This is a genomic window from Nocardia takedensis NBRC 100417 (assembly GCF_000308695.1).
GTDB lineage: Bacteria > Actinomycetota > Actinomycetes > Mycobacteriales > Mycobacteriaceae > Nocardia > Nocardia takedensis.
In genome coordinates this window covers 15,500-41,192 of sequence record NZ_BAGG01000018.1, presented here as the reverse complement: position 1 = coordinate 41,192, position 25,693 = coordinate 15,500, and the positions used below count along the sequence as shown (strand labels likewise).

The following is a 25,693-nucleotide window of genomic DNA, read 5'->3' as shown; positions in this document are numbered from 1 at the left end:
CGCGGGGGCCGGGGCGGCTGCGGGCGCGGAGGTGGGCGCACCCGGCACGCAGACCCAGCGGTCCACGGGGAACTGCCAGTTCGCGGCGATGCCGTCGTGGGAGCAGTCCTCACCCGGGCGGTGCATATCGCGGATCTTGTCGCGCGCCACACAGTTCAACTGACCGTCGCGCAGATCCCACTGGGCGGAGATGCCGCCCGCGGAACAGTCGCCGCCGACCTGGTAGACGGGAGCGGGCGGGTCGACCTCCAGGGGCGGGGTGGCGGGGCCGCGCGCGGAGTCGTCCAGATTGGTGCGCAGCATCAGACCTATCGCGACGATCAGTCCGAGGAAGGTGCACACGATCATCGCCGCCGCCAGCACCCGGCGGCCCAGCGGATTGTCCTCCGGTGTCGTCCTGTCGGTCTCCATCGCACCGCCTTCGCTGGTCGATCGGAACGTCGGACCTCAGCCGCCGCCCGGTGACGTGGGCGCGGACGGGGTGGGCACGGCGGCGGTGGGGACGCAGACCCACCCGCGGCCGGTCACGACATCCCACCGTCCGGGGACGCCGCCGTCGGAACAACCCTCGCCGACCTGATGCGCGGGCCGGGTCGGCAAGGGCGAAGTGTTCGGCGCGGAGAACCGTCCCGCCTCCGACGGTGGAACCGCGACGGTGGTGCGCGGCACCGTCACCGAGGCGACGGGTGCGGTCGTGGTGGTCGAGGCGGGGGCGTTCTCCTGATCGCCGTCGGCGCCGATCATCAGTCCGATCGCGACGGCGAACGCCGCCACCGCGGCGACGGCCGCCGCGATGGCCAGTACGCGCGTGCTGTTCTCTGGCCTGCCGTTCCCGGGTGGGGGACCATCGCCGGATTCCACCATCGCCTACCGCCTTCCCAGCCGGGACGCCGTCACGAAAGTTGATCCTTTTCGGAGGTTACCCGAGAGTTGCCAGGTCAAAGATCACTATTGTCCAACGATCCAGATCGCCCGCTCGACGCGCTGATCCATCCCTTAACGGGAGGTTCACTGGTCGAGATCGATCCGAATGGTCAGCAGATCGGTGCCGACCGCGCGCACCACCGCGCTGTTGCCTCGGGGCAGCGTCGCCAACCGCGCGACGGGATCGTCCTCGGGCAGCAGGACGGCCGTGCCCGTGTGCCAGCGCCCCCGCAACCGGACGCGAACCCGGTTGTCCTTGCGAATGTTGCGCACATACTGCGAGCGCTCGCCGAATTCGGAGACCAGCCAGAACGCGTCACCCTCGCGCCTGCCGCCGATCGGGGTGATCCGCGGCCGACCGCTCACCCGGCCGACGGTCTCCAGCAACTGGTGTCCGGGCAGCCTGCGCAGCAGCGGATTGCCGACGCGGCGCTGGAACGCGGTGACCACGCGATGCTGAATGTCGTTCCTGGACACCCGATGACGGTAACACCCGACCGGCGGACCCGTCAGTGCAGAACAGCCGGGGAGGTGTGGTCGTCCAGGGGCAGCATCCCCTCCACGAACGCCTTCACCCACATCGCGTTGACGTAGATCTCACCGCCGTGGTTGTCCAGGAAGGCGGTGTCGGCGGCATCGCGTCCGGTGGCGATGCGGACCAGTGTGCTGCGCGGGGCCAGGCCGCTGGCGTCGAGCACCTGCCACGCGCCGTCGACGTGCGCCTCGGCGACGGCGTGGAAATCCATCGGCCAGCACCCGGGCGCGTAGGCCGCGACCAGCCTGGCGGGCACTTTCACCGCGCGCAGCAGGGCCACCGTGAGGTGGGTGAAGTCCCGGCACACCCCGGAACCGGCGAGCAGGGTGTCCACCGCGCCGTCGGTGTGCCTGCTGACCCCCGCCGCGTAACGCAACCGCCGAGCCACCCAGGCGCGGATCGCCGCCACCTGCTCGGCGGGCGAGCCGTCGCCGAATTCGGCCGTCGCGAAGGTGTGCAGTTTGTCGGATTCGGCGTAGCGACTCGGGCGCAGGTACAGCGCCAGGTCGTAGTCGGTGGCCGGTTGCGGACGGGCATTGCCCAGGACGGTGGCGCTGTAGTCGGCGACCAAGGTGCCCGAGCCGACCGCGAGGCGATGGATGCGGGTGCCGTGCGGTCCGACGATCTCGATCGGGTCCACGGGTTCGCCGTCCAGGGCGAAGGTCAGCGACTCGTCGATGGCCAGGCCGGGCGCCCGGGCGACGGTGATCTGGAACTCCAGGTCCGCGGACGCGGAAACCGCCACTTCCAGATGGGCCGACACATCACGCTTCACCCGACAGATACTGCCCGAGGATCGCCGACTCGGCCTGTCGGATCGTCCCACGCCGGGATTCGTGTACTCGACCGGCGCGCGATAGGAGAGAATCTGCGCGTGCGGACCCAGTTCACTCACGAGCTCATCGCGTTGACGAACGACCTGACGCTGATGTGCCGAGTCGCCCACGACGCCGTCGCGCGCGTGGTCGACGCCCTCGTCGACGCCGATCTCCAGGCTACCTACGAGGTCTTCGCGCTCGACGAGCAATTGCAGAAGATGTACGGCGCGTGCGAGGCGCGCACCGTCGTGTTGCTCGCCCTCCAAGCCCCCGTGGCTCGTGATCTTCGTCACGTGGTCACCGCCATCCAGATCGTGAGCGAACTGTCCCGGATCGGCGCGCTCACCAATCGGGTCGCCGACCAGACCTACCGCGCCCACCCCGAGCGCGTCGGACCGCAGGCGATCGTGGAGATCCTCGCCGCGATGGGCCAACTCGCCGCCCAGGGCACCGCGGTCTCCGGACAGGCCGTATCCAGGGGATACGACACCGACGACACCGAATCCGCCACGCGCATGGCCGAACTCGACACCCGCCTGCGCACCGCCCTCACCGCCGCCGAACTCCCCCTCGACACCGCCGTCGACCTCGCGTTGCTCGGCGACCGCCTGCGCCGATGCATCGACCACACCGACCGCATCCACCGACTGATCCGCTTCCTCGACACCGGCATCCCGCCCACCGCCCAACTCGCCGACCTCCACACCGACGAGGACTGACCCCGCGGCGCTCGCCCGAGTTCGCGGCACCGGAATTCGGGGCCGGCAGCAGGGGATCGGATCTCCCTACGTTGATCACGCGCGCCGAGCGGGCGCGCACTCGTTCGACAGTAGGGAAACAGATGAAGAACCTCGTGCGCGGCGCGTTGTTGACGGCCGCGGCCACCGGACTCGTCCTCGGCGCGTCCTCGACGGCGACCGCGGACACCTCCACCGGTTCAGCCGGGTGCTTCGGCGACCCGGTCTGCCTGCTGAAGTCGCTGTTGACCTACGGCACGATCAGCGCGGACGCCGGGCCCACCATCCCGCAAGGGTGCACGCTCCCCTGATCCACTCGGGCGCGCGGCACTCGAAGTCCGTTGCGGGCGTGCTCATCCGGTGGCGCGCTCGCCCAGCGAATTCGGCCATGTGGTGCGCCCGTACCCGCTGGGCGCCCCGCTACCGAGTGCGTGCCGCCGGCCGGCTCAGGAGTCCAGACGTTCCAGCAGCCACCGGGGGCCGACGGTCTCGGCCCCCAACGCCTCCACCCGCGCGCGCAGTCCGCGATCCGCGGTGACCACGGTGATCGCCGCACGCCCGGACCGGGCGGCGGCGTCCACCACGTCCACGATCGCGTCGTCACCGGAACCGGCGGCCGTCACCACCCGCACCGCCGCACTCGCCGGCGCGTCACCCGCCGCGGCGTTGGCGGCCCCTTCCAACACCACCACGACCTCCCCCGGCCGCTCGGAACCCACCGCCAACCCGGTCAACGCCGCCAACAACCGCCGCGCCGCCCCCGCCCGATCCCGCCACCACCCGTCCGGCCGCGACCCCACGACATTCGCCGCGTCGACCACCACCAACTGCTCACCCATCCCCCCAGTCTGCTCCCCTCTACCACCCCCCACCCCTATTCCCCACCCAACCCCTCCCGGCCGACTCTTCGCCCGCCGGGTCACATACGCGCACCTTTCTCGAGATTGCATCGGCGACAGAGGATCTGGAGGTTGCCGACGCTCGTGGCGCCACCACGACTCAGGGGGATGACATGGTCGAACTCCAGATAGTGGGCGTCCCCGCACTGCACGCACCGGCCGCCGTCACGCTGCCAGACCTCGGCTTTCACATCCGGCGGAATCGACCGGGAATCCCGTTGTCCCGGTGCCAGTACCAGTCGTTTGGCGACTCGCAGCGCACCTTCGAGCACAGCGGCGACGTACTCCGGGTCGGGAACACGATAGGTGCCGCCACCACGAGCCGTAGAAGCCGAGACGAGGACATTCCCGTACTCGCTGGAGATCGACACGACCTTCGCCCAGGGCAGTTCGGCACCCGCGCCCGGGCTGACGAACCGCAGCTTCTTGCTGCTGCCGATCAGTCGCCCCGGAGTGTGTCGTGGGCCGGAGGCCAGGTATTTGACCTGCGCGGCGTCGACATCCACGTAAGCGATCTCGTCGGCTTCCAGATGCAGGCCCGGACGCTGGACCCTGGGCAGTTCCCCCGCCCGCACCTGGGTCAACGCGCGCCCGCGGCGCATGCGCATACTCAGTTCATCCACTCGCTGCCGAGCCGCGCCGAGGTCGACCGCGGCGGTCAGATCGTTCACCGCCGCTTGGAAGCCGTCGAGTTCGTGCTCCTCGATCTCGTCGTCGGCGAAGGCGAAGGTGACAACACGCTCCAGGTAGGCGATCGCCAGAGGGCGCAGGGCCTCACGACCGGTCGCCTCGTGGATCCGCTGGAATCGCAGCGCCACCCACAACTCCTCCCAGGCGGGGCCACGAGGGCCGGCCGTGGTCAACGTCTGCCATGCTTGCGATCGCCACGTCTCCATGAACCCGTTCACCTCGGACTCGCACCACCGGCACGGCGGCGGCGAACCGAATCGCGGCACCCGTCGGGGTCTGCCGCACCGCTCGCACACGGAGGGATCCCCACCGAAGACAGTGCGGATGTCGCCGGTCCAAGCCGTCCCGTTCCACCAGCGGATCCGACCGGGATCATCGTCGTCCGGATACCAACCGGCGGCCATCTCGGACCGAGAGCGAGCAGGCGTCGAGAACTCGGGCGCGGGTACCGGGCTGCCGACAGGTGCGGGAGCCGGGGCAGACTCCAGGTCGTCATCGATCGCGACACCGAATTCCTCGGCGAGCCCGCGCAATCCATTGGCCCAGCCCTGGCCGACGCTGCGGAACTTCCACGCCCCGTCACGGCGATAGAATTCACCGAGAACCATCGCGGTCACCGCATCCGGTTGTTCCACATCGCACGTCAGCACCGCGCTCAGCCCGTCACGGACCTCGAGCCGCAGGTCGGTGACCTCACGGAACGTATCGGTATCGACCGAGGCGGCGATGACGATCCGGGCGACATCCGTCGGTACGGTCGTCAGCGCGACCGTCAGCGCCGCACGACCGGACGCGGGTCGATCCAGTGCGACCGAACCGGACGGGTGCCTCGGCGCGTTGTAGAAAACGAAGTCGTCATCGCCGCGGATCTTGCCGTTGTCGGCCAATAGGAGCGCCTGGGTATCGACCGCGCCGCGCGTACCCCACTCGAGCACCACTGTGGCAACCGACATGTTCACCGGAGCATTCGCTCCCCTGCTGAGCCTCACGCCCCGTGACACCGCATTCGCGAGGCACCGCGTTACGCCCCGTCACATACCGGGCAATCGGTTTCTGATCCGGGAAAACATCCAGGGGCCAACAGATTCCGCTCCGGCCCTGCCCGCAGATGGAACACCCCGCGCCTTCTCAGCGAATGCGACCCTCGCACACCTCGAAGTCTTCGCCCGATTCGAAACATTCCGCGAGACCGCTCTGCACATCACCACTCGTAGGCGGTTCGCCGCACAGGATGCCGCACCGTTGGTAGCCCGGCACCTCGCTGCCGTCGGGAAAGCGGCACCCGTTGTCACCACAGCTGTATCCCCGCTGATTGGGGTCGTGAGTCAGATTTCCTCGCTGATAGGACCAGACGTAGGCGTCGGTTCTCTCGACCCGGACACAATAGACGGTCCTGCCATCGGCCAAGTGCGCGACGGCGCCCGGGACCTCGCAGTAGTCGTTCAACTGCGTCACCTGTTGAACACGCGCCGCACCGCTTCCCGAGGAAGCATGTGGAGCGGCGGCCACCGATGACGCCGTGACCGCGAGCAGCGCTGAGCCGATGACAGCTGCCGCCGCCGTGCGACGGGTAGTTCGACGAGCGAGAGAGCGGGCCATCGTCGACTCCTTCCGGTCGGGCCGAAAGCCTACCCGCGCAGGTCACATCACGAAGGCGTTTTCCCAGCTGGTTGCATATTTCAGCAACCTGATCGGAGATCAGAGGCGGAGGAGGGCCAGGTCCCATTGGCCGTGGGGGTCTTCCCAGGTGGTGTGGATTTCGCCGATCGGGAGGGGGTTGGTGGCCGGGTCGGGGTCGCGGTAGAGATCGGCTTGTTCTTCGAGAATGGTGGCCAGACGTAAGGCCGCGTCGAAAGTGCCGTCGGATTCGAGGCGCAGGTAGTAGGCGCGCCACGGGGCATCGGTGGGCGTGAAGTCTCGGCCGAGGACGAAATCGCCATCGACCAGGTAGAGGGAGATGCTCGCGTCCACGCGCAGGGGCTCGCCGTCGTAGATGGTGAGGTCGGGGTCTTCTAGGACACGGTCGCCGCGCAGTACGGCCGGATCGAGCCAGGTTGGGCGGCGGTCGATTTCGCACTCCTGGATCCAGTTGCCCCAGGCGTAGAGCGCGTAGGTGTTCGGGTTCGGCACGGCGGACACCGTAACCGGGGCGGCGGGGGCCGGCGGGCGGTGGTCTAGGCTTCGGCGACTATGGCTCTGAGCGCGACCGTGTATACCGTGAACATTCAGGTGGCCGATGTCGATCGCGGCGTCTACGAGGACCTGTCGCTGCGGGTGGCGCGGCATCCGTCGGAGACCGCCGAGTTCCTGGTGACGCGTCTGCTGGCCTACTGCTTGGAATTTCGCGAGGGGATCGCGTTCAGTGAGGGCGGGGTGTCCTCGACCGACGAACCCGCCGTGTTGGTGCGTGACCTCACGGGCAGGTTGACGGGGTGGATCGAGATCGGCGCGCCGGACGCCGAGCGGGTGCATCGCGGCAGCAAACTGGCCGAGCGGACCGCGATCTACACCCATCGCGACCCGGAGCGGGTGTTGGCGCAGTTGTCGGGCAAGCGGATCCACGAGGCGCGCACGATTCCGCTCTACGCGTTCGATCGCGAATTCGTGGACACGGTCGCTTCGGCGCTGGAGCGGCGCACGACCGCGAGTCTGTCGGTCACCGAGGGGCAGTTGTTCCTCGAGGTCAACGGGGTGCACGCGAGTTCGACGGTGACGGAGTACCGCCTCGCCTGATCTCCGCTGCGCGCCAGCGATTTTCGATGCCCACCCCGCGCGCGGCGGGCGGTGGTCCGCCGGTACCCTTTCGGCCGTGGAGAGAAGACGCGACTGATGTCGCTGCACGCGATCGAAGATGTCGTGGAGTGGTCGATCCGGGCACTGCACGCGCGATATCCCGACGAGGACCCGTCCGTCCGTGACGCCATCGCCGCGCTGTACGCCTTCCAGAACGGCCACGACTGCTCGTTCACCCAGCCGGATCCGCCGGTGGTGGCGGCCGTGCGCGCGATTCGGGAGGCGACGATCCGTTCGGGCGCGTTGTCCCACGACGCGCCGGGCGAATATCGCCTTCCGCCGGAGGCTTTCGACGAGGGTGGATTGGATGCCTGGTGGGCGGGGCGGGAGGACCACGACCTCGAATTCCTGCGGTGACCGGCCGGCCGGGTTGTGACGCTCGCCACGAGAGCGACCCCCGACGCGGCGGTCAGCGTGGCGATGAACCGTGCTGTCGACCTGCGATTCCGTAGCTATCCCGTAGATCTCCGGCAACCTTTCGTTCGGTTAACCACCTTTTCGCAGATAAGTAACGTGGTTGCCACATCGGCGACATCTATCTACTATTCGAGTACGTAGATCGCAGCGGATCGGACCGGCCCGAACTCCCCGGACCGACACCGCATGACCTTCCAGAACTTCACGCACGAGATCCATCGGCGCGCGGTGCCACCTCGGGACGTCCCCCTCATCAGCCCCGTGGTGGCGCGCGTTCGCGGTCGGCCTGGACACCCGCCCGCACGCACGCGCCGACGACGGTCTCGTCGTGATCCACCGCCCCCGAGTCGGCGCCGGCACGGCGACTCGGGGGCGGACCGGACTTCGCCGGACTTTCGATCCGAGTGCGCTTGCCCCACAATGGTGGCCACCGTGATTGTGCCGAATCTCATACGTGGCGCGGCCATTCCGTCGGCCTGTGTCCAGGTAGCTTGACGCCGATTCGGTAACCGAACGAATACAGCATTCCGACGCAGCGCGACATGGTTGCGGTCCTGTTCGATGGAGTTCGTAGTGAAGTGGTTTTCCCCCCGCGGCCCGCGTCGGTCCCTCGCGGTGTACGCCCCGCTCTGCCTGGCCGCCACGGTGCTCACCGCCTGTGCGGGCACCGAGAAACCCGCGGTCATCGACAGCGGCGGGGCGGGCGGTCCGGCGGCCTCGGCGCAGACGAGCATGTCGGCGGCCGAGATCCGCGCGAAGGCGGGCGCGCTGGTCGACGGGGCCGAGGCGTCGATGTCCGGCTACAGCCGAGAGAAGTTCCCGCACTGGGACACCAACAAGCCCGAACACGGATTCGGCACGGAATACGCGCAATACGCCAAGTGCACCAGTCGCGAGGTGATGATGCTGCGCGACGCCACCGGCCCGGTCACCCTCGACCCGAAGACCTGTGACCTGAAAGTCGGTGCGGGCGGCGGCTGGCAGGACGCCTACGGCTTCCTCGACTCGAAGACCGGACAGCTCAAGCCCTACAAGTTCATCACCGATCCGGCCGACGTCGACGCCGAGCACATCGTGGCGCTGGCCGAGGCGTGGCGGTCCGGGGCGAACAAGTTGGACGAGGACACCCGCCGCCGCATCGCCAACGACGCGCTGAACCTGGAAGCCAGCGACCCGTCGGCGAACCGCTCCAAGGGCGACCAGGACGCCGCCAACTACCTGCCGCCGGGCAGCTTCCGGTGTGTCTATCTCGAACGCTACGTCACGGTCAAAGTAAAGTACGGGCTGACCGTCGATCCCGCCGAACGTACGGCGATCCTTGCCGCGATCGACGACTGCGCAGGCCGAGGAGAATTCAGATAAACGACATCGTCGAGCTCACCGTGAAAACATCGGTCCTCACCGAAGAGGAGGGCACGATGTCCGGTGAGCTCGACGTCACCGTCGACGACACCGGCAAGGGCCTGGTCCGCTACCGCGAGACCGAGGACTGGTTCACCATCGGCAATTTCGACGCCGAACCCCCGCGCACCTGGGGTTCGGTCGCCGAACTCGCCGCCGCCATCGAAGCGGCGGCCGGCACGAAGGACGCGGCGGGCAACACCGTGCCGTTCGAAGCGCCGCCCGCGTCGGCGGCGGACACGGCATCCGAACCCCCGACCTCGGCACCCTCCCCGGGCGCGTCTACGACCGGCCGCACGGAGGCACAGCCCGGCGGCGCTGCCGTGCCCGACGGTCCGGCCGGCGACGCCCCGGAATCCACAACTCCCACCACCGACGGCGGCGCTTCGTCTCCGAACACCGCGCCGGGGGGCGAGGCTCCGCCTCCACCCTCTCCGGCGACCTGATCTACCGCCGACTGGCCCGCCGGTATCCGATGGCCGCGGGAATCGCGAACACCACGAGCGCGCCGATCGACCACATCAGGGTCAGGCGGAGCGGGTGCGCGAGCGGCCCGCCCAGCGACAGCGCCTTCATGGTGTCCACCGCGACCGACATGGGCTGGTTGCGGACCAGCGGCTGGATCCATTCGGGGTAGGCGGCCAGCGGCACGAATCCGGTGCTGAAGAACATGAGCAGCGAACTGAGGATCATCACGCCTTCGACCAGGGTCGCCTTGGCCGAGAAGACCGCGATGGCGGTGACCATGGTGGCGAAGCCGAGCCCGAACAGCACGGGGATCGCGATGAACAGCAGGGCGGCGGCGGGGCCCTGCTGGAAACGGAATCCGAGCAGGTAGCCGACGAGCACCACGGCCAGCGTGCCCGCGAGGATGCGGCAGCCTTCGGCCAGGACGCGGGCGAGCAGTCCGGAGCCGCGGTGCACGGGCAGCACCCAGAACCGCGCCAGCAGCCCTTCGTCGCGTTCGCGGCCCAGCATGACCCCGCTCGCCACCGCGCCGGACAGCGCGCCGACGATGGCGACCATGGGCACCGACCCGTAGAGGGCGTTCGTGCCGACGAACTTCTGGATCTGGTTGCCGACGACGATGTCGAGCATCAGCAGCAGCAGGCACGGGATGATCAGGGTCTCGAGCAGCGCGACCGGACTGCGCGACCAGCGCAGCAGCAGCCGTTGGGTCTGGATGGCGGTGTGCCGGACCAGGGTGGCGGGTCCGGCTTCGCCCGCGCCGCGCACGCCGACGCTGCGGACGACGCTCTGTGCGAGGGTCATCGGGTCCTCCTCGAACTCAGTCGCAACGCGAGCGGGAAGCAGATCAGCAGGATGCCCAGCGCCCACAGCAGGGGCGGGATCATCAGCGACCAGGTGACCGGGTCGGCGTTGCCGCTGGTGTCACCGGCCAGCGCGCGCAGCGCCGCGACCCACTGGGAGATGGGTTGGTTGCGCACGAACGGTTCGATCCAGTCGGGGAATTGGCTCGCGGGCGCGAGTCCGGTGGAGAGCATGCCGAAGATCAGCGGCGGCAGCACCAGGGCCTGGGTAGTGGCCTCGGGACTGCGCGAGACGGTGCCGATGACGTCGGCGGCCAGGGTCAGGGTGATGCCGATCAGCAGGGAGAAGGCCAGGAATCCGAGGGTGTGGGCGGTGTCGAGGCAGAAACGGAAGCCGATGACGTGGCCGCAGATCAGCGCGGCGATCAGGGCGATGACCAGTCGGAAGACGTTGCCGGACATGCGTGCCGCGACGGGGACGAACGCGCCGATGGGCATCGCCCCGAAGCGGCGGTCCAGGCCCGCGACCGCGTCGGTGGCCGAGCGGAACGCCGCGCCGACGGAGGTGAACGCCGCGCCTTGCAGGATGACGATCGGCATCATGTATTGCGCGTAGCTGCTGAACCCGTTGCCGGAGAACATCATCACGGTCTTGAGCGGGATGTAGAAGCTGGCGGTGAACGCGATGGGCGCGAACACCGAGGTCAGCACCTCGCCGCTGCGGATCGCGGGGGCGATCAGCCGGGAGGTCAGCACCCACCACTGTTGGGCGCGGACCGGGGCGGCCGGTCCTTCGGCCAGCCAGACGCCGGTGGTCATGTGCGTGCCTCCTCGGGGGCGGTTTCGGCGGGGCGGCCGGTCAGGTGCAGGAACACTTCGTCGAGCGAGGGGCGGCGCAGGGCGATGTCGACCAGTTCGACGCCGGCGGCGTCGAGTCGGCGCAGCGCCTCGGCGAGGGTCTTGGCCCCTTCCGGGGCGGGGATGGCGAGTCGGTCGGCGTCGGGCGCGAGGTCGACGCGGGTGTCCTCGGGCAGCAGCGGTCCCAGCGCGGTGGCGACGGCGGGCAGGTCTTCCATGCGCAGCGGCACCACTTCGCAGTAGCTGCCGCCGGTGCGGGATTTGAGCTGGTCGGCGGTGCCCTCGGCGATGACGACGCCGTGATCGATGACGATGATGCGATCGCACAGGGCGTCGGCTTCTTCGAGGTACTGGGTGGTCAGCAGGGTGGTGATGCCGTGTTTGCGGAAGCCGGTCACCAGATCCCAGACGCCCTGCCTGCTGCGCGGGTCCAGACCGGTGGTGGGTTCGTCCAGGAAGACGACGTCCGGGCGCACGACCAACCCGCAGGCGATGTCGATACGCCTGCGCATACCGCCGGAGTAGGTGCCGACGCGGCGGCCCGCGGCGTCGGTGAGGTCGAATTCGCCGAGCAGTTCGTCGGCGCGGGCGCGGGCCGCGCGTTTGCGCAACCCCATCAACCTGCCGAACATGACCAGGTTCTCGTGGCCGGTGAGCATGTCGTCCAGGGCGGCGAACTGTCCGGTCAGCATGATCGCGCGGCGCACCGCGGCCGGGTCGGCGACCACGTCGTGCCCGGCGACTACCGCGCGGCCGCGGTCGGGCGGGATGAGGGTGGACAGGATGTTGACGGTCGTGGTCTTGCCCGCGCCGTTGGGGCCGAGGATGCCGAGCACCTCCCCCTGCGCGGCGGCGAAGTCCACGCCGCGCAGGGCGTGGACGTCGCCGAAGGATTTCTCGACGCCCTCGACCACTACTCCGGTATCGCTCACTGCTGTGCCTCCTGTGTCGGGCGGGCTTCCCGCGCGGTCATGTGGTCGTCCAGTGCCCGCGCGATCAGCGGCAGCACGTGCGGCGCGGTCAGTTCGTCGTGGGTGGTCTCGATCTCGACGACGTCGATGTCCCCGGTGACGTGCGGCCGCCAGCCCTCGGGGTCGAAGATCTCGGAGGTGTCCACGGTGGCGCTGACGAACAGCACGTCGCCGCGGTAGGTGGGTCGCCGGTAGCCGGTCCTGGTGCGCGCGGAGGCGTTGTAGGAGCCCGCCATCCGTTCCAGGGTGTCGGCGTCGACCAGCGCGGCGCCGCCCATCCGGGCGCGGATCAGGTCGGCGGCCTGTGCGGCGGTGGCGTCGGCGGGGACGTCGTCGATGCCGAAGACCGCGCCGAAGGTGCTGATGAACGCGCCCGCGGTGAGGGGTTCGATGCTGTCGCCGTCGATGTCGGCGGTGTCGGCGTCCAGCAGGGCCAGCACCCCGACCTCGTGGCCGTCGCGTTCGAGTCGGGTCGCGATGGCGTGCGCGATCAGTCCGCCGAAGGACCAGCCCATCAGGTGGTAGGGGCCGTGCGGTTGGACGGCGCGGATCTCGCGGACGTAGCGGTCGGCGAATTCCTCGATGCTGCGGGCCGAGGGTTCGCGCCCGCTCAGGTCGGGCGCTTGCAGACCGTAGACCGGGCGGTCGGGCGCGAGGGCTTCGGCCAGACCGAGGTAGGTCCAGGCCATCCCCGAGGACGGGTGCACGCAGAACAGCGCGGGCCGGTCGCCGTCGGCGCGGATCGGCAGCAGGACGTCCAGTCCCAGGCCGCCCGATCCACGGGTGCGCGCCGCCGCCTCGGCCATCGCCCGTTCCTCCGCCGCGCCCGCCTCCCGGGCGGCCGGGGTGTGCGCGTAGTCGGCGACGGCGGTCAGGGCGTCGACCCAGCCGCGGGCCAGGTCGGCGACGTCCTCACCGTCGAGCAGCGTGGCCGGGTAGCCGAAACTGGCCTGCAACCGCTCGCCCACGACGACCGCGTTGACGTCGATCTCGGCCTGGGCGGGCACATCCGGGCATTCGTCGGTGGGCAGGTCGCCGAATTCGTCGGTGGGCAGCCAGCCCAGGCCCTCGAGCCCTTCCGGGATGTCGCCGGTGGAGTAGCGACCCAGGTAGTTGAACGCGATTCGGCCCGGCAACCGCGCGGGCAGGGCGCGCGCGGTCTCCTCGTTCAGGTAGCGCAGCAGTCCGTAGCCGATGCCCTTGTCCGGCACGGAGAGCAGGGCGTGCTTGGCGGCGCGGATCGCGTCGCCGGGGTCGGCTGCCCCGGACACCGGCACCCGGACGGGGTAGATGGTGGTGAACCACCCGACGGTGCGCGACAAGTCCGCGCCGGGCACGATCTCCTCTTGGCGACCGTGGCCTTCCATGCGGATCAGCACGCTGTCGTCGGTGCGTGCCCGCCACTCGCGCACGGACTGGGCCAGGGTCGCGACCAAGGCGTCGGCGACGCCGCCGTGGAACAGACCGGGCAGGGTGGTCAGCAACGTCGCGGTGACGTCCGCGGGGACCTCCACCTCGACGCGTCGCAGGGTGTCGGCCCGGTCGACGGCGGGATCGAGGTCGCGTGCGGCGAATCCGGGATCGGGGCCGTCCAGCAGGGCGCGCCAGTGGTCGAGTTCGCGGACCCGCTCCGGCCGGTGCGCCTCCTCGACCAACGCGTGCGACCAGCGCCGCACGGAGGTGCCGGTATCGGCGAGGACGGGTGTGGCGTGCGCGGAGACCTGCGCCCAGGCCGCCATGAGATCCGGCACCAGGATGCGCCAGGACACCCCGTCGACCACCAAGTGGTGGGCCAGCACGATCAGGCGACCCGCGCGACTACGACTGCCCGCGTCGCCGACCGGGTCCAGCCAGAGGAAGCCGAGCACCGTGCCGTCGGCGGGACGCAGTCGGTTCATCGCCGCGTCGGTTTCGGCGGCGGCGAATTCGCGCAGGTCGACCGCGTCGGCGTCGGCCGCGAATTCGACCCGGTGGATCAGCGCGGCCACGTCGACCGAGCCGGGTTCGGCGACCTCCAGGCGGTATTCGCCGGTGTGGTCGCGCCGCAGCCGCGACCGCAGCATGTCGTGGCGGTCGACCACCGCACCCAGGGTGGCGGCCATCTGTTCGTGGGTGATGCCGACCGGCAGTTCGAGGACGGCGGTCTGGGCGAAGCGGTCGTGGTCCCCGCCGCGGTCGAGCATGTAGCGCACGATCGGCGGCAGCGGGATCTCGCCGACCCCGCCGCCGGGCAGTTCCTCGAGCACCGCGGTCGCGCCCGCGGCGTCGGCGGCCGCCGCCAGGGCGGCGACCGTGCGGTGCTCGAACACTTGCAGCGGGGTGACGGTCACGCCTTCGGCGCGGGCCCGCGACACCAGTTGGATGGCCAGGATGCTGTCGCCGCCGAGGGCGAAGAACGAATCGTCCACACCCACCCGTTCGCGGCCGAGCAGGGCGGCGAAAACGGTGGCCAGAACATGTTCGGTCGGCGTGGACGGCGCCACGTACGGGGTGGTGTCGTCGGCGAAGACCGGTTCCGGCAACGCCTTGCGGTCCAATTTGCCGACGGCGTTGAGCGGGAGGGCGTCCAGGACGGTGATCGCGGCGGGCACCATGTAACCCGGCAGCGCCTGCGCGGCGTGCGCCCGCAGCGCGGCGATCTCGGGATCGGCGCCGGGTTCGCGCACCACGTAGGCGGCCAGCGCGGTGGACCCGGTCGGGCCGGGAACGCCCAGCGTCACGGCGAAGTCGACGCCCTGCGCGCGGCCGAGCACGGCGTCGATCTCGCCGAGTTCGATGCGCTGTCCGCGCACTTTCACCTGGAAGTCGGTGCGGCCCAGGTAGTCCAAGCGCAGCTCGCCGCGCACCCTGATCCAGCGGACCAGGTCGCCGGTGCGGTACATCCGCTCCCCCGGTTCGCCGTAGGGGTCGGCGACGAAACGGGCCGCGTCCAGGTCGGGACGCGCGTGGTAGCCGCGGGCCAGCGCCGGGCCGCTCAGGTACAGCTCACCGGCCATGCCGACGGGCACCGGGCGCAGCCGATCATCGAGGACCAGGACCGCCGCGCCGCGGATCGGCGTGCCGATGGTGACCGGTTCGTCGGGCCGCAGCGGCGCGGAACCGGTGGCCCAGATGGTGAATTCGGTCGGCCCGTACAGGTTGACCATGGTCCGGCCGACCGCCCACCGCTGCACCAGTTCGGGGCCGACGGCTTCGCCCGCCACCGCCAGCACCCGCACACTCGACACCCGTTCGGGGTCGACGGTCGCCAGCGCGGACGGGGTGATGACCATGTGGCTGACCCGCCGCGCCTCGATCAGGTCGGCGAGCGCGTCGCCGCCGAACACCTCCGGCGGCGCGACGACCGCCGTCGCGCCGGACCCGAAGGCCATCAGCGCCTCGAAGATCGAGGCGTCGAAGCTCGGGGAGGCGACCTGCAGGACGCGCGCGTCCGCGTCGAGTCCGAGCGATTCCTGTTGCGCCGTCACCAGATCCGCGAGACCGCGGTGGGTCACCGCGACGCCCTTCGGCGTGCCGGTCGACCCGGAGGTGTAGATCATCCAGGCCGGATGGTCGGGACGGATGGGGGCGCGCAGGTCGGTGGAGCGCAGCGTGTGCGCGCCGATTCCGTGTGCGGCGGCGAGGAATTCGGGGTCGTCGAGCGCCAACCACCGCGCGTGCTCGGGCAGGGCGTCGCGGTGGGCGAGCGTGGTCAGCCCCAGTGCCGCACCGGAATCGCGCACCATGTGTTCGATGCGGTCGGCCGGGTGGCGCGGGTCGACCGGCAGGAAGGCCGCGCCCGCCTTCGCGACGGCCCACAGGCCGATCAGCAGGTGCGCGCCGCGGGTCAGGCCCAGCGCGACGACCGTCTCCGGTCCCGCGCCCGCCGCGATCAGCAGTCGGGCCAAACGGTTGGATCGCGCTTCCAGTTCGCCGTAGGTCAGGGTCGTGTCGGCGAAGACGATCGCGTCCCGTTCGGGGTGGGCCAGCGCGGATTCGGTGAGCAGCCACGGCAGCGGGACGGTGCCGCCGCCGCGCGGGCCGCGCACCGGGACCAGGTCGACGCGCTCCTCGGGCGCGAGGACGTCGATCGCCGCGAGCGCCAGGTCCGGGTCGGCGACCACCGCGGCCAGCACCCGCCGCCAGCGGGCGACCAGCGCGGCAGCGCTCGCCGGATCGAACAGGTCGGTGGCGTAGGTCAGCACGCCGTCGATCCCGTGCGCCCCCGTCTCGGACCGGCGTTCGCGCAGGTCCAACGACAGGTCGAACTGGGCGGCGTCGCGTTCGAGATCCTCCACGCGCACGGTCAGACCGGGCAGTTCCAAGGTCGGCTCGACGAAGTTCTGCAACGACAGCGACACCTGGAAGACCGGGTGGTGCGCGGTCGAGCGGGCTGGGTTCAACACCTGCACCAAGCGCTCGAACGGCACGTCGACGTGGGCGAATGCGTCCAGATCCCAGGCACGGACCCGGGACAGGAATTCTCGGAAGCCCAGGTCGGGGTCCACGGGGGTGCGCAGGGCGACGGTGTTGACGAACATGCCGACCATCGGGTCGAGCGCGGCCTCGCCGCGCCCGGCGACGGCGGTGCCCACCACCACGTCGGGCGTGCCGCCGAGGCGGGCCAGCAGGATCGCGAGCGCGGCGTGCGCGACCATGAACAGGCTGACGTCGTTCGCGGCGGCCAGTTCGGTGACGCGCTCGTGCAGGGCCGGGTCGACGGTGAAGTCCAGGTCCGCGCTGCGCAGCGACTGCACGGCCGGACGCGGGCGGTCGGCGGGCAGTTCCAGCAGGTCGGGCGCACCGGTGAGGGTGCGCGTCCAGTGGTCGAGTTGCCGCGCCGCCAGGGAATCCGGATCGGCTTCGTCGCCGAGCAGTTCGCGATGCCACAGCGCGAAATCCGCGTACTGCACGGGCAGGGCGGGCAACGCGGCGTCGACGCCGGCGACGCACGCGGCGTAGGCGGTCATGAGATCACCCGCGAGCGGGGCCATCGACGCGCCGTCGGCGCTGATGTGGTGCACCACCAGGACGACGACGTGTTCGGGCGCGGCCCCGTTGCCCGAGGGCGGCGCGGCGACGCGGAACAGGCCGACGCGCAGCGGCGCCTCGGTGGTCAGATCGAAGCCGACGCCCGCGAGGTCGGCGATGCGGGCGCGCAGCGGAGCGCCGTCGGCGACCTCGACCACCGCGAGCGGGGGCGCGGCGACAGCGGTCGCGACGACGACCTGCCGGGGGCCATCCGCGTCGGCCGGATACATCGTGCGCAGACTCTCGTGCCGGTCGACCACCCTGGTCAGCGCGGTCCGCATGGCCGCGACGTCCAGGTCGCCGGTCAACCGCAGCGCGACGGCGATGTTGTAGGCGGGCGAGGACGGTTCGAGCCGGTTGAGCACCCACATGCGCTGCTGGGCGGGCGAGAGCGGGACGCGGTCGGGGCGGATGCGGCGCGCGAGCTCGAACCGGGCGCGCGTCCCCTCCCCGGCGGGCACCACGCGCGCCGCCAACTGGGCGACGGTGGGCGCGTCGAACAGGTCGCGCAGCGCGATCGTCGACCCCAGGGCGGCGTTGATCCGCGCGACCACCTTGGTGGCGCTGAGCGAATTGCCGCCGAGTTCGAAGAACGAGTGGTCGGCCCCGACCCGTTCGGTGTCGAGGACTTCGGCGAAGACGTCGGCTACCGCGGCTTCCACGGGCGTGCGCGGGGCGAGGTAGGGCCGCTGGAACGCCGCGAAATCCGGGACCGGCAGCGCCTTGCGGTCGAGTTTGCCGACCGGGGTCAGCGGGACGTCGGCCAAGGTCACCACGGCGCTGGGCACCATGAATCCCGGCAATTTGCCCGCCACCCGCGCGCGCAGTCGTTCGGTGTCGAAGTCGGCGTCCGCGCCGTGGGATTCGCGCCACCGTGCGGTCGGGACGACGTAGGAGACCAGCACGATCTCCCCGCTCGGACCGGGGCAGCCGAGGGTGGCCGCGTAGTCGACGTCGGCGTCGGCGCTCAGCACGGCGTCGATCTCGCCGAGTTCGATCCGCAGGCCGCGGATCTTGACCTGGAAATCGCTGCGACCCAGGTATTCCAGTTCCAGCACACCGTCACGGTGCACCCAGCGGACCATGTCGCCGGTGCGGTACATCCGCTCCCCCGGCGCGCCGTGCGGGTCGGCCACGAAGCGCGCCGCCGTCATCCCGAAGCGGTTGAAGTAGCCGCGGGCGATCGCCGGACCCGCCAGATACAGTTCGCCTTCCACGCCGACCGGCACCGGACGCAGCCAAGCGTCGAGGACGGTCACCGCCGCGCCGCGCAGGGGCGCGCCCATGGTGATCGGCGCGCCGGGACGCAGTTCGCCGGGACCGCTGGCCCAGATGCTGAATTCGGTGGGGCCGTACAGGTTCGCCATGCGGCGTCCGCGCGCCCACTGGTCGACCAGTTCGGGGCCCGCGGCCTCACCGGCCACCGACAGCACCCGCAGGTCCGGCAGACCGTCGGGGTCCATGGTGGCCAGCACCGAAGGCGTGATGACCGCGTGGGTGACCCGCTGCTCGCGCAGCAGCGCTTCCAGTTCCGCGCCGCCGTAGACCTCCGGCGGGGACAGCACCAGGCGCGCGCCGTGCGCGTGCGCGGTGAGCAACTCGAACACCGAGGCGTCGAAGCTGGGCGAGGCCACTTGCAGGGCGCGCGCGCTCGGGTCCAGGTCCAGGGTCTCGCGTTGCGCGGTCACCAGATTCGCGATGCCGCGATGGCCGAGCAGCACGGCCTTCGGCTTGCCCGTGGAACCGGAGGTGTAGATGAGGTAGGCGGTCTGGTCGGTGCGGATCGCGCCGCCGCGTTCGGCGTCGGTGATCGGGGCGTCCGAGACGGTCATCACCCGGCGGATGGTGTTGAGGTCGTCGAGCAGCAACCAGTCGATGGTGCCGGGCAGGGTCTCGCCGGTCGCGCGGACCGTCACGCCGATAGGCGCTTTCGAATCCGAGAGGATGTGCTCGATCCGCTCCACCGGATAGTTCGGGTCCAGTGGCGCGAACGCCGCGCCCGTCTTGGCCAGCGCCCACACCGCGACCACCGACTCCACCGAGCGGGTCAGCGCCAGCACCACGAACACCTCCGCGCCGATGCCGCGCCGCAGCAGCACCCGGGCGAAACGGTTGGACCAGGCGTCGAGTTCGCGGTAGGTCATGGACTGTTCGCCCGCGCTCACCGCGAGCGCGTCCGGATCGATGGCCGCGCCCGCGACCAGCACCTCGGGCAGGGTGCGCGAGGCCACCGATTCCGGGCCGCGCACCGGCAGCAGGGCGGCCCGTTCCGCGTCGTCGCAGTGCTGGAGAGCGGCGATCCGGGCCTCGGGCCGTTCGGCCAGTTGGGTCAGCAGCAGCACGAAACGGTCCAGCAGGCGCGTGGCCGAGGCCGAATCCAGATGATCCACCAGGTATTTGACCGAGACCCGCAAGGTGTCGCCCTCGGAGCCGCGCAGCGGGATCACCATGAGATTGAGCGGGTACGGGGTGGCGTCGGTGCCGGTGACGTCCACGACGCGCATGCCCGCCACGTCCATCGACTGCGACAGCGCCTCGCGATCGATGGGGTAGGACTCGAACACCGTGAGCGTGTCGAAGAGTTCGGCCAGACCGACGGCCTGGTGGATGGCGGCCAAGCCGATGTGCTGGTGGTCCAGCAGCGCGGCCTGTTCGGCCTGCACCCGCGCGAGCAGGTCCGCGACCCGTTCGGCCGGGTCGAGGCGGACCCGCACCGGCAGGGTGTTGATGAACAGCCCGACCATGTCCTCCACGCCGGGCAGTTGCGGCGGGCGACCGGACACCGTGCCGCCGAACACCACGTCGGTGCGACCCGTCAGCATGACCAGCAACAGCGCCCACGCGGCCTGCACCGCCGTGTTCACCGTCGCACCCGCGGCGCGGGTGGTGGCTTCCAGGCGCGCGATCAGGTCGGCGGGCAGGTCGATCGAGACGGTCGCCGACTCGGTGGTGGTGATGTCGGCCAGCGTAGCGACGGCCCGGGTGGGCGCGTCGATCCCGGCCAGCGCCGCCCGCCACACCTCGGCCGACTCGCGCGCGTCGTCGCGGTCGGCCAGCCAGGACAGGAATCCGCGATAGGAGGGCGCGGGGGCCAGCACGTCGGCGACCTCGGCGCCCGCGCCGGTGGCGATGTAGACGGTGAGCAGTTCGCGCACCAGCAGCGGCGTCGACCACCCGTCCAGGACGACGTGGTGGTTGGTCATCAGCAGGGTCCAGCGCTGGGCGTCGGTGCGCAGGCACAGGAAACGCAGCAGCGGCGGACGGGTCAGGTCGAAGCGGGTCGCCGCGTCCACGGCGATGCGGCGGGCGAGTTCGCGCTCGCGCTCGGCGGGATCGGCGATACCGGTGAGATCGATGTCCGCCCAGCGCACCTCGGCGCTGGCCGGCACGAGTTGCCGCGGGCCGTCGGCGGTCTCGACGAACGCGGCGCGCAGATTGTCGTGCCGGTCGACCACGGTCTGCGCGGCGCGGCGCAACCGGGCCGAATCCACGCTGCCCGCCAGGTCCAGGCGGGTCTGCACGGTGTAGCCGTCGGCGGTGTCGGTGTCGTACCAGGCGTGGAAGAGCAGGCCGTATTGCAGCGGCGAGAGCGGCCACACGTCGCGCAGGTCCGGGTAGGCGCGCGACCAGGTGTCGATGTCGTCCTGGGTGACGGCGGTCAGCGGGAAATCCGACGGGCTGTGGCCGCCCGCGTCGGGGGTCGCGGCGTGGGCGGCGAGGGCGGACAGCGCGGTCGACCACGCCTCGGCCAGTTCCGCGACACGGTCGGCGTCCAGGACACGCGAGGCGTAGGCCCAAGTGGTCTCCAGGCCGTCCGCGCCCATGATCGCGTTGATGTCGAGCACGGCGGGCAGCGGGGCGCGGTCGTCGCGGGTGGCGGCGAAACGGCGCGGCAGCCACGGGCCGTCCCCGGTTCCCGCCCGGCCCAGGTAGTTGAAGCTGACCTGCGGTGCGGCGGTTCCGGCGAGCTCGGGCGCCTCGTCCAGGTAGCGCAGCATGCCGTAGCCGACGCCGCGATCGGGAACGGCGCGCAGTTGTTCCTTGACCGCGCGCAGGGCGATGCCCGCGGACGGGCCACCCGCGAAGGCGTCGTCCACGTCGACGCCGGTCAGATCGAGGCCGACCGGGTAGACCGTGGTGAACCAGCCCACCGTGCGGGCGACGTCCGCGCCGGGCAGCACCGATTCCTCACGGCCGTGCCCCTCGACGGTGATCAGCGCGGCGGTCGTGCCGCGCACGCGCGCCAGGGCCAGCGCGAGCGCCGTCAGCAGCACGTCGTCCGCGCCGCAGTGGAATCGGGCGGGTACCGCGTCGAGGACGGTGTCGGCCAGGTCGACGGGCAGGGTCGTGCGCAGTTCGGCGAGGGTGGCGACCACATCGAGCTCGGGATCGGCGTGCCGGTCCCCGAGCGCGGGGTCCGGGGTCGCGATGATGCGTTGCCACAGCGGGAGTTCGGCGCGGCGGTCGGGGGCCTGCTCGACGAGGGCGTGCGCCCAGCGGCGGTAGGACGTGCCGACCGGGTCGAGTTCGCCGCCGAACCAGGCGGTCGCCAGATCGGGCAGCAGCGTCCGCCAGGAGACGCCGTCGGTGACCAGGTGGTGCAGCACGATCCACAGGTGCGGGGCCGATTCCGTTCCGGCTTCGGGCAGGACGAGCACGAACCGGGCCATCACCCCTTCGGCGGGATCGAGGTGGTCGGCCGCGCGCTGCAGCGCCGCTTCGCGGAAGGTCTCCGGATCGCCGGTCGCGACGCACACCTCGATCAGCGCGTCGGCGTCGAGGGCGCCGGGCGCGTCGACGGTCCAGTCCCAGCGCGAATCCACCCGGCGCAGTCGGGAGCGCAGCAGGTCGTGATGGTCGAGCAGCGTCCGCACCGCGGCGGGCGCGGCGGCGGGATCGACCTCGGCGGGCAACCTCACCAGGACGGCCTGGGCGTAACGCCGCCAAGTGTCGCCGTCCTCGAGCATCGCGTGCACGATCGGGGTCAGCGGCACCGGACCGACACCGCCGCCGGGCAATTCGGCCACGGTGTCGACCACCTCGGTCGCGACCGCGGCCAGCGCCGCCACCGTCTTGCGCTCGAAGACGTCGCGGGCGCTGAGGTGCAGTCCGGCGGTGCGGGCACGTGAGACGAGTTGGATGGAGACGATGCTGTCGCCGCCGAGGGCGAAGAAGTTCTCGTCCACGCCGACCGCGTCCAGGCCCAGCACCTCGGCGAACAGCGCGGCGAGGGTCTGTTCGCGCGGGGTCGACGGCGCGCGCCGCTCCCGCTGCGGCGCGGCGAAGTCCGGTGCGGGCAGCGCGCGGCGGTCCACCTTGCCGACCGGGGTCAGCGGCAGATGGTCGAGCACCGTGATCACCGTCGGCACCATGTAGGACGGCAGATGTTCGCCGACCGCGACGCGCAGCGATTCGCCGACCAGGTCGACGCCGGGCACCGCGAGGACGTAGGACACCAGCGCGGTCGCGCCCGCCGGGGTGCTCGCCCCCAGGGTCAGCGCGAAGTCGACGCCGGGCAACCGTTGCAGGGCCGCGTCGATCTCCCCCAGCTCGATGCGGTAGCCGCGGATCTTGACCTGGAAATCGCCGCGACCGGCGTAATCCAGTTCCCAGCCGCGGTCGGTGCGCAGCCAGCGCACCAGATCGCCGGTGCGGTAGAGGCGCTCGCCCGCGGCGAACGGATCGGCGACGAAACGGCTCGCGGTGAGTCCGTTGCGTCGGTGGTAGCCGCGCGCCACCGCCGGACCGCCGAGGTACAACTCCCCCGCGACGCCCGGCGCGACCGGGCGCAGCCACGGGTCCAGCACGACCGCGCGCACCCCGCGGGTGATGCCGCCGATGGTGATCGGTGCGTCCGGGGTCATCGGCGCGCTGAGCGTCACGGTGATCGTGGTCTCGGTGGGGCCGTACCCGTTCAACAGGGTGCGGCCCGCCCATTTGGCCACCAGTTCCGGCGGGCAGGCGTCGCCGCCGACGACGACCGTGCGCAGGTCCGGCAGCGTCGCCGGGTCCAGCGAATTCACCACGGCGGGCGTCACGTTCAGGTGGGTGACCCGATGCGCGCGCAGCAGGCGGGCCAGATCCTCACCCGCGTAGGCGGCCGGCGGGACCACGGCGACGGTAGCCCCGGCGGCCAGCGCGACCAGCAGTTCCTCCACCGAGATGTCGAAACTCGGCGAGACCGCGTGCGCCACCACCGACTCCGCGTCCACCCCGAACCGCGAGCCGGAACTGGCCACCAGATTCGCCAGGCCGCGATGGGAGACCATCACGCCTTTGGGCAGACCGGTGGACCCGGAGGTGTAGATGAGATAGGCGAGTTGGTCGACGTGCGCGGCACGCGGCAGGTCCGCGGCGGTGATCGGGGCCGCGTCCTCGGCGGCGATCGCCGCGGCTGTCGCGGGGTCGTCGAGCACGGTCCAGGAGACGGTGTCGGGCAGCGCTTCCCGCGCCGCGGCCACGGTCAGGCCCGCCACCACGCCGCTGTCGCCGATCATGTACTCGACGCGGTCGGCCGGATAGCCGGGGTCGATGGGGACGAAGGCCGCCCCGGTCCGCGCGACCGCCCACATGGCCAGCACCGAGTCCACCGAGCGGGGGATCGAGATCGCCACCGCGCGTTCGGGTCCGGCCCCGGCGGCGAGCAGGGTACGGGCGAGGCGGGCGGTGTACTCCTCGGCCTCGCGGTAGGTCAGGGTCCGTCGCTCGTCCCGCAGCGCGACCGCCTCCGGAGCACGCGCGGCCCCGTCGGCGAGGATCTGCGCGAAGGTGCGCGCCGGCAGGCCCTCGACACCGCGCGCGGGAGCCAACTCGGCGGCCTCCGCGGGTGAGAGCACCGGAATCGCCCCCGCCCGCGCGTCCACGCCCGCGGCCAGGAAGGCGTGCAGGAACTCCAGGAAGCGGCGGTGCTGACCGGCGAGTTCGACCTCGCCGTAGAGATTCGGGTTGGCCTGGAAATCGATGTGCGAACTCGCCGCGCCCGCACCGGGATACAGATTCAGGAACAGGTCCTCGATCAGGCCCGAGGTCAGCACGTGCATCCGACCCACCACCGACCCCAGCGTCAGGCGGGTGTCGACCATCATCAGGTTGACCGTCGGCCCGAACGAGACCGCCTCGTCCACCGGCAGGCCCAGGTCACGGACAATGTCCTCCTGGCGGTAGCGCTGGCGGCGCAGCGCGCCCGTCAACTCGCCCTGCGCGGCCCGGATCAGCGCGCCGACGGTCGCGGTCGGATCTACGCGCAACCGCAGCGGCACCACATTGGCGACCATCCCGCCGGAGCGGCGCAGCGACGCCGTGGTCCGCCCCGAGACCGGCAGACTCAACACCACTTCCGGCGTCGCGGTCATCGCCGACAGGTAGGCGGCGAAGGCCGCGACCACGACCGGGGCGACACTCGAGTTCTCCGCGCGGGCCACCGCGTCGAGCAGGGCGGCGGTATCGGCGGGGACCTGACCGGCGGCCAGGCGCGGATGCGCCTGCGCGGGCGCGGAATGCCCCGCCAACCCCACCGGCTCGGCCATCCCGGACAGGTGCGCGCGCCAGTGCTCGCCGTCGGCGACGAAGCGCCGCGAGGCGCGGTAGGCGGTGTCGGCCTCGACGATGTCCCGCAGGTCCTCGGCCCGGCTCGGCGGCGCGTCGACACCGTCGACGGCGGCGTTGTAGAGCTCGGCGACGCGCTGCAACATCGTCATCGCGCCGAACCCGTCCAGCACGATGTGGTGGATGCGCTGATACCAGAACCAGTGCCGGTCCCCGATCCGCAGCATCGTCGTCGCGGCCAGACGATCGGTGAGCAGATCCAAGGGCGCGGAATACTCCGCGCGCATCCACGCGTGCGCGGCGGCGACCGGATCGGCCTCGCCGCGCAGATCCACCACGCCCAGCGTGTCGTCCAACGTGGGATCGACGCACTGGTGCGGAATTCCGTCGATCTCGACCAAGCGCAGATATCCGGTGCCGAATTCCCGGCCCGCCCGCCGCGCGGCGTCGGCGAGCACGTCCAGATCTATCGGACCGTCCAATTCCGTATATTGCGCGATGGAAATCGGCGTCGCGCCCGCGAAATGTTGCGCGAACCAGATTCCGCGCTGCGCGGCGGAGAGCGGGAAGGCGTCGACGGACGGGGCGGAGTCCGGGACGAGCGACGTGACGGAACGCTGTGGCATGGATGATTCCTGCGTGGCGAGGTTCTACGGGAGTGAGACAGGCGGCGCGGCGGGCGCGCGGATACGGCTCGAACAGGGGAACGAGCTCTCGGCGGGTGAAGCGACCAGCGTGCGCATAATTCTTTCCCGGGGAAATACTATCTCCGGGTCCGGTCGCGATATCCGGGAATTCGAGGGAGCGCTACGCGATTGTGGTAC

General features: G+C 71.0%; 18 protein-coding genes. 6 read left to right on the top strand and 12 right to left on the bottom strand.

The features are described 5' to 3' along the window. From ON30_RS04070 to ON30_RS04055, 4 genes are all read right to left on the bottom strand, one after another. Positions 1–411 (bottom strand): hypothetical protein (locus tag ON30_RS04070; protein WP_040704304.1); only part of this gene is annotated, 411 nt, incomplete at its 3' end. Between the two features lie 36 nt (positions 412–447). Next, complete coding sequence (locus tag ON30_RS04065; protein ID WP_040704303.1) at positions 448–864, bottom strand: hypothetical protein; 417 nt, start codon at positions 862–864, stop codon at positions 448–450. A 144-nt stretch (positions 865–1,008) separates the two neighbouring features. Then, positions 1,009–1,401, bottom strand: coding sequence for a nitroreductase/quinone reductase family protein (locus ON30_RS04060; RefSeq protein WP_040704302.1), 393 nt, complete (start codon positions 1,399–1,401; stop codon positions 1,009–1,011). A 32-nt stretch (positions 1,402–1,433) separates the two neighbouring features. After that, complete coding sequence (locus ON30_RS04055; protein WP_040704317.1) at positions 1,434–2,234, bottom strand: transglutaminase-like domain-containing protein; 801 nt, start codon at positions 2,232–2,234, stop codon at positions 1,434–1,436. A gap of 99 nt (positions 2,235–2,333) precedes the next feature. On the opposite strand from ON30_RS04055, the gene ON30_RS04050 reads away from it, so the two are divergent. Further along, positions 2,334–2,996, top strand: coding sequence for a phosphate signaling complex PhoU family protein (locus ON30_RS04050; protein WP_040704301.1), 663 nt, complete (start codon positions 2,334–2,336; stop codon positions 2,994–2,996). A 122-nt stretch (positions 2,997–3,118) separates the two neighbouring features. After that, positions 3,119–3,325, top strand: coding sequence for a hypothetical protein (locus ON30_RS04045; protein WP_040704300.1), 207 nt, complete (start codon positions 3,119–3,121; stop codon positions 3,323–3,325). Between the two features lie 135 nt (positions 3,326–3,460). On the opposite strand, the gene ON30_RS04040 is transcribed toward ON30_RS04045, so the two are convergent. From ON30_RS04040 to ON30_RS04025, 4 genes are all read right to left on the bottom strand, one after another. Beyond that, the gene (locus ON30_RS04040; RefSeq protein ID WP_040704298.1) at positions 3,461–3,853 is read right to left on the bottom strand and encodes a hypothetical protein; all 393 of its coding nucleotides are present in this window, start codon (positions 3,851–3,853) and stop codon (positions 3,461–3,463) included. 80 nt (positions 3,854–3,933) lie between these two features. Beyond that, positions 3,934–5,592, bottom strand: coding sequence for a TerD family protein (locus ON30_RS04035; RefSeq protein WP_040704297.1), 1,659 nt, complete (start codon positions 5,590–5,592; stop codon positions 3,934–3,936). Between the two features lie 139 nt (positions 5,593–5,731). After that, on the bottom strand, positions 5,732–6,202 hold the full coding sequence (locus tag ON30_RS04030; RefSeq protein WP_157183599.1) for a hypothetical protein: 471 nt from the start codon (positions 6,200–6,202) through the stop codon (positions 5,732–5,734). 99 nt (positions 6,203–6,301) lie between these two features. Next, positions 6,302–6,733 carry a hypothetical protein gene (locus ON30_RS04025; protein WP_040704295.1) on the bottom strand — a complete coding sequence of 144 codons (432 nt, stop codon included), beginning with the start codon at positions 6,731–6,733 and terminating at the stop codon, positions 6,302–6,304. A gap of 60 nt (positions 6,734–6,793) precedes the next feature. On the opposite strand from ON30_RS04025, the gene ON30_RS04020 reads away from it, so the two are divergent. From ON30_RS04020 to ON30_RS40840, 4 genes are all read left to right on the top strand, one after another. Continuing rightward, positions 6,794–7,336 carry a YaeQ family protein gene (locus tag ON30_RS04020; protein ID WP_040704294.1) on the top strand — a complete coding sequence of 181 codons (543 nt, stop codon included), beginning with the start codon at positions 6,794–6,796 and terminating at the stop codon, positions 7,334–7,336. Positions 7,337–7,432: 96 nt separating this feature from the next. Beyond that, positions 7,433–7,753 (top strand): hypothetical protein, encoded by a 321-nt coding sequence (locus ON30_RS04015; RefSeq protein ID WP_040704292.1) that lies wholly within the window; start codon positions 7,433–7,435, stop codon positions 7,751–7,753. 633 nt (positions 7,754–8,386) lie between these two features. Beyond that, complete coding sequence (locus tag ON30_RS04010; protein ID WP_040704291.1) at positions 8,387–9,175, top strand: HNH endonuclease family protein; 789 nt, start codon at positions 8,387–8,389, stop codon at positions 9,173–9,175. Between the two features lie 56 nt (positions 9,176–9,231). After that, the gene (locus tag ON30_RS40840; protein ID WP_245553933.1) at positions 9,232–9,660 is read left to right on the top strand and encodes a hypothetical protein; all 429 of its coding nucleotides are present in this window, start codon (positions 9,232–9,234) and stop codon (positions 9,658–9,660) included. Between the two features lies 1 nt (position 9,661). Here ON30_RS40840 and ON30_RS04000 read toward each other — a convergent pair whose 3' ends face one another. From ON30_RS04000 to ON30_RS03985, 4 genes are read right to left on the bottom strand one after another with little or no spacing between them, the layout of a single operon-like run. Beyond that, entirely contained in the window at positions 9,662–10,486 is an 825-nt protein-coding gene (locus ON30_RS04000) for an ABC transporter permease (RefSeq protein WP_051028909.1), read from the bottom strand. Further along, positions 10,483–11,304, bottom strand: coding sequence for an ABC-2 transporter permease (locus tag ON30_RS03995; RefSeq protein ID WP_040704290.1), 822 nt, complete (start codon positions 11,302–11,304; stop codon positions 10,483–10,485). Before ON30_RS03995 ends, ON30_RS04000 begins: the two co-directional genes overlap by 4 nt. Beyond that, complete coding sequence (locus ON30_RS03990) at positions 11,301–12,275, bottom strand: ATP-binding cassette domain-containing protein (protein ID WP_040704289.1); 975 nt, start codon at positions 12,273–12,275, stop codon at positions 11,301–11,303. The genes ON30_RS03995 and ON30_RS03990 overlap by 4 nt, the downstream gene beginning before the upstream one ends. Continuing rightward, complete coding sequence (locus ON30_RS03985) at positions 12,272–25,495, bottom strand: non-ribosomal peptide synthetase (protein WP_040704288.1); 13,224 nt, start codon at positions 25,493–25,495, stop codon at positions 12,272–12,274. The genes ON30_RS03990 and ON30_RS03985 overlap by 4 nt, the downstream gene beginning before the upstream one ends. Positions 25,496–25,693: the final 198 nt, after the last annotated feature.

What these genes read in the sequence shown, in the direction of transcription:
- ON30_RS04065 (WP_040704303.1), bottom strand. Translation starts at nt 864, where the DNA reads ATGGTGGAATCCGGCGATGGTCCCCCACCCGGGAACGGCAGGCCAGAG.
- ON30_RS04045 (WP_040704300.1), top strand. Translation starts at nt 3,119, where the DNA reads ATGAAGAACCTCGTGCGCGGCGCGTTGTTGACGGCCGCGGCCACCGGA.
- ON30_RS04040 (WP_040704298.1), bottom strand. Translation starts at nt 3,853, where the DNA reads ATGGGTGAGCAGTTGGTGGTGGTCGACGCGGCGAATGTCGTGGGGTCG.
- ON30_RS04030 (WP_157183599.1), bottom strand. Translation starts at nt 6,202, where the DNA reads ATGGCCCGCTCTCTCGCTCGTCGAACTACCCGTCGCACGGCGGCGGCA.
- ON30_RS04020 (WP_040704294.1), top strand. Translation starts at nt 6,794, where the DNA reads ATGGCTCTGAGCGCGACCGTGTATACCGTGAACATTCAGGTGGCCGAT.
- ON30_RS04015 (WP_040704292.1), top strand. Translation starts at nt 7,433, where the DNA reads ATGTCGCTGCACGCGATCGAAGATGTCGTGGAGTGGTCGATCCGGGCA.
- ON30_RS40840 (WP_245553933.1), top strand. Translation starts at nt 9,232, where the DNA reads ATGTCCGGTGAGCTCGACGTCACCGTCGACGACACCGGCAAGGGCCTG.
- ON30_RS04000 (WP_051028909.1), bottom strand. Translation starts at nt 10,486, where the DNA reads ATGACCCTCGCACAGAGCGTCGTCCGCAGCGTCGGCGTGCGCGGCGCG.
- ON30_RS03995 (WP_040704290.1), bottom strand. Translation starts at nt 11,304, where the DNA reads ATGACCACCGGCGTCTGGCTGGCCGAAGGACCGGCCGCCCCGGTCCGC.
- ON30_RS03985 (WP_040704288.1), bottom strand. Translation starts at nt 25,495, where the DNA reads ATGCCACAGCGTTCCGTCACGTCGCTCGTCCCGGACTCCGCCCCGTCC.